The 4516-nt window shown below is 34.6% G+C and carries 2 protein-coding genes; both read right to left on the reverse strand.

Annotation, left to right across the window (positions count from 1 at the left end; genetic code table 11):
- Positions 1–199: 199 nt before the first annotated feature.
- On the reverse strand, positions 200–1825 hold the full coding sequence (locus GNY06_RS07435) for an IS1182 family transposase (RefSeq protein WP_212995097.1): 1626 nt from the start codon (positions 1823–1825) through the stop codon (positions 200–202).
- 561 nt (positions 1826–2386) lie between these two features.
- Positions 2387–3175 carry an alpha/beta hydrolase family protein gene (locus GNY06_RS07440; RefSeq protein ID WP_166519487.1) on the reverse strand — a complete coding sequence of 263 codons (789 nt, stop codon included), beginning with the start codon at positions 3173–3175 and terminating at the stop codon, positions 2387–2389.
- Positions 3176–4516 lie beyond the last annotated feature (1341 nt).

Genomic DNA, 4516 nt, shown 5'->3' on the forward strand with positions numbered 1-4516 from the left:
CTATTACAACAATGAAAGAACGCATACTGGAAAACATTGTTATGGTAAAACACCACTGCAGACGTTTTTGGATAGTAAACCTATTGCAAAAGAGAAATTATTGGAAACTCTTGCAGTGGAACAAAAAGAAGGTGTCTAAAAAGGCACCTTCTTCTGTTTTACAGGTTTTTTTAACTTCGATACATTTTCGTTTCCATTATTAAGCTGCAAGTCGATATATCGTACTTTTTACTCTTTCGAGACCTATATTTATCGCTGGTAGGGAGCTTTTGCCATCAGGATTACCAATCAAAGCCTTGTTTTTCCACTTTCTTGCCCATTTTCTTAGGTTATGAGCAATGGCCATCAAACCGAACTCCACGGCAACTTTCTCCAATCCTTTCATACTGAACCGGGTAAACTTGTTATTGCTTTTCATCTGTCCAAATGCAGCCTCAACTTCTACGGGTCGCTTACTTCGATGATAGAGCCCTTGTTCTGATAATAGTCTTTCTCGGGCTTTAGCCCTAAGTTCAGTAAGTCGGTGGTTCACTTCAATCAGGCGGCTGACCTGGGCTTTATGCCACTGTCCTCGCATCGGACAACATTCACATCGCTGAGCTTGATAACAGCTCACTTGGGTAGTGTATCCGTTGGCACTAACCCTAGTTGCATGACCAATAAAGCTAAATTTCTGTCCTGCAGGGCATACATAAAAGTCCTCCTGTTGGTTGTAATACAGGTTTTGCACCGAAAAAGGATCCTGACTGTGTTTACGCTTTTGCTCCATATGAAAGTAATTGTACTTGACAAAAGCGGTTATCCCTTTTCTTTCCATCAGCTCATAGTTTTGCTCGCTACCATATCCGGCATCCGCCACAATTAATGCACTTTGCCTTCCGTAATGAGATTCAAAGCCTTCCAGATGTCTCGGTAAGGTTGTGGTGTCTGCGGTCGTTTGGTGGATACTGTAGTGGGTGATGAACTGCTCTTCGGTACTGATCTGTGTATTGTAGGCCGGTTTGAGCTGACCGTTCTTCATGAGATCTTCTTTCATGCGCATGAAAACAGCATCCGTATCTGTTTTACTATAACTATTGCGATCCCCTAGTATTTCCAGTTGTTGTTCATATTTCTCCAATCGCGGTAAATAGTCTTCCTCAAGTTTCTTGAGCTGCTTACCGGTAGACTTACTGCCCGATCTGAGCTTGGTATTTATTGCTTTGATCCTTGCCTTCAATTCTGCACTATCGATTGCCTTACTAATTTCTTGATTGCCTAGGGAAGATTGGTCTTCGGTTATCTGCGCATCAATCGCTGAAAGTACAGCAGCGATGTTCGCTTCCAGTTTTAACTTGTTCTTCTGGATGGATTTCTTCCAAACAAATGTGTAGCGACCTGCTACCGATTCGATCTTGGTGCCATCTACATACTGAACGTGCAAACTGACGTACTCCAGTTCATGCAACATCCGAACGATGCTGGCAAATAGATCCTGTATTTGACCTTTAAGACGCTTGGCTCGAAAATAATTGATCGTGAGATAATCAGGCGTACTGTTTCCAGAAAGCCACATAAAATGGATGTTCTCCTGCAAGGCGCGTTCGATCTTTCGACAAGAATAGATATTGCTTAGATAAGCGTAGAATAAAACTTTAAGAAGCATCCTGGGATGGAAACTCGTGGTACCCCCGCCTTTATATTGACTGATCAGATGCTCGATGTCCAGTTGATCAACAACCTGATTAACCAATCGAACGGGATGGTTCAATGGAATACGATCAAAAATATCCTCGGGAAATAGGCTCGGGCTATTCGATGGTAAGGCTTTAAATTGTACTTTCATATCGTTTTTTGGGTGCACCTTAAGATACAAAATCTTAAGGACAAAAAACAGAAAAACCCCGCCATTTTTTTATGACGGGGTTCTTTTTTTTAAAAGACCTTTTTAGACAGCCTCAATATTGAATAACTGACAATTATTTTAACATTTAACTGTCAGATTAAGTCGGGGCTATTACAGCTATAGTAATAGCCCCTTATTTTTAAGGTTTTTGAGTTTTATGTTTTTAAATAACAGAGCTATCTCCATCTCCCTGTATAGGTATGATTGATCATCTTCGTCCATAAAAAATATAACTTCCCTACTCCTTTCATTTTCTAAACTTCAAACAGGCTTATTTTTTTATTCTACTATTGGGCTTATAAAAGTGATATAAAATGCTTATATCAGAGGTTTAAAAGCTTTGACTTCTTACTTTAGATGGATAAAATGAGGTTTTATATGGGGAATTTTCCTATCATTTTGTTTTTATGCTAGATTGATAAGGATGGATTAATCAAAGGAATGACTTAAAAAAAACATTTATAAGAACAGCAGCTATGGTGTTTTATATTTTAAGTGATTTCATTTTAATCTTTCATTCAAAAAATTTATTATCTGCTTATTTATTTCGTCACTTTGTTCTTGCGTGCCTTTATCATCCATATCAGTATGTCTCATATACTTCAAGTAGACGATTTTAATACCATATATAGTGTATTCTTCGGGAGTTGGAATTACTCCTGAATCCGCAGGGTAATCACATCCTCTCAGAGATAAGATTCTGGGTTTGGCAACTCTGGGAATAGGAAAACGCCTATGATCCAGAGATACAACATTTTTAATTAAATCTCTATGATTTTTTGCAAATAACATTGCCATGTCTCCCCCATTTGAGTGTCCTACTAAGGTAATATCCTTCCAATTAAGATATGGATATTTTTTTCTACATTCGTTTATTACGAAATTTATATTGGATTCCCCTTTTTGCCAATTGGGCATTCTGGTTTTATATAAATCGCCTTCCATCGAAAGAAGATCATCATTAGGGAGTTCGTGCTGAATAGAAATAACAAAATAATTACTCTTTGCTAGAAATTTACAAAGTTTAGAATATACTTTGTAATCTCCTCCTTTATTAAAACCGTATCCATGGTTGAATATAACAATTTTCTTACCTTGATCTGATCGGTTATTATCATAAATAGTGATTGGAACGGAACGAGTTCTGCTATCATCAAATAAAGGAACATCATATTCTTTTAATTGAGCACTATGCAGTCCTTTCTCTACTTCTTTTTTCGTACTCGAACAACTTGAGAATAGTAATATAACTTGAAGGGAACAAATTAAATAAAAAAATCTACTTATCATAATATAATATTTTTCGCGATTGAAAATCAAATTATAAACAAGGAAGTATTATTCTAGATTTTTGACCAACTTACTTTTAGGCTACTCTTTTTTAGTTTCTCTTAAAAGTAATTTTTTAGCTAATGACCTATAAACAATGAGGAATTTGAAAAATAATTTGATATATGTTTTTTAACGTGAGGAATGTTCACTTCTGTTTGGTAAGCTTATAATGATGATAATTGTACCCTATTATTCTGCAATATTTTTTCCTCGATCTAATAAACACAAAAATAAATAAGTAACCCAACTTTTTTCCCTGAACATATTTGTTAAAGCTTCTATAAATAATTTTTTAAGGATATCTCAGGAGGCTAGATTTTGAATAAATCATTTTAATATGGTTTACTTAAGAAAAGGTAAATATATGGCACAATGGAACTCAATTTTTTCACCTTTTAAAAAAAGTAATGGGGTAACCTCGTATACTTTATTATAGGCATGTAATCACCTATGAGGGTCCCTGTTCATTAACTAACTCACCGTTGCGCTATCTTTATTGTGAACCATACAATCTTTGCATTCGTCGGACAGATCATAACACTCGTAAATTCGGATTTCATCAAAATTACTTATAGACTATTCTTAGCTTTTACTTCTGCCGGTAATTCATCATAAGTAATGGATTTATATTCCCTTATACAGTTGATATTAGGTAGGTCAAGGATTGAGTTCTTGGAACATATCAGAATTCTATTTCTGGCGAAGATTTTTTATAAAATGATAAGCGCCTCAAGTTCCATAAATAATTATTTTTTTCTATTCTAATCTGCTAAGATATAACACTATAATCATTTTTGCGGTGCGTAAAACCCTTTTCTTTTTGTTCGTCTGCACTGAATCGATTTTAAATTAAGAATAACTACTGCAATGTTTATTGGTTTTATCTAAACCAAGTTAAGGTTCACGTTACATTCACTGGGAGGGATCTTACCCATCAACTGAAAAATGAACAGAAAGCCAACTCTACCGTAGGACCTTTCCATACCATTTTTTCTCATCATTTAGCCACAACAATAATTGGAAATTAAAAAAGAAATTGCAATTTTTGAAAATTACTGAAGTGGGGAAATTTACACAAGTTATTTGCGCAATGTTTTTAATCTATAAGAGTACAGCTATTTTTTTTCTATAATTAATAAAATTTTAATTTTATTGGCTATTTGATGTTTAATTTTATATCCTAAAAAAGTATTTTATATTTGTATTTAAATATTAAAATCACAAAAACATTAAAATGAATTTTTTAACAGGAAAAGAATTAAACGAAAAAATATATGATATCATTTATAACTCCGAAAA

Source organism: Elizabethkingia argenteiflava, assembly GCF_009904105.1.
Taxonomy (GTDB): Bacteria; Bacteroidota; Bacteroidia; order Flavobacteriales; family Weeksellaceae; genus Elizabethkingia; species Elizabethkingia argenteiflava.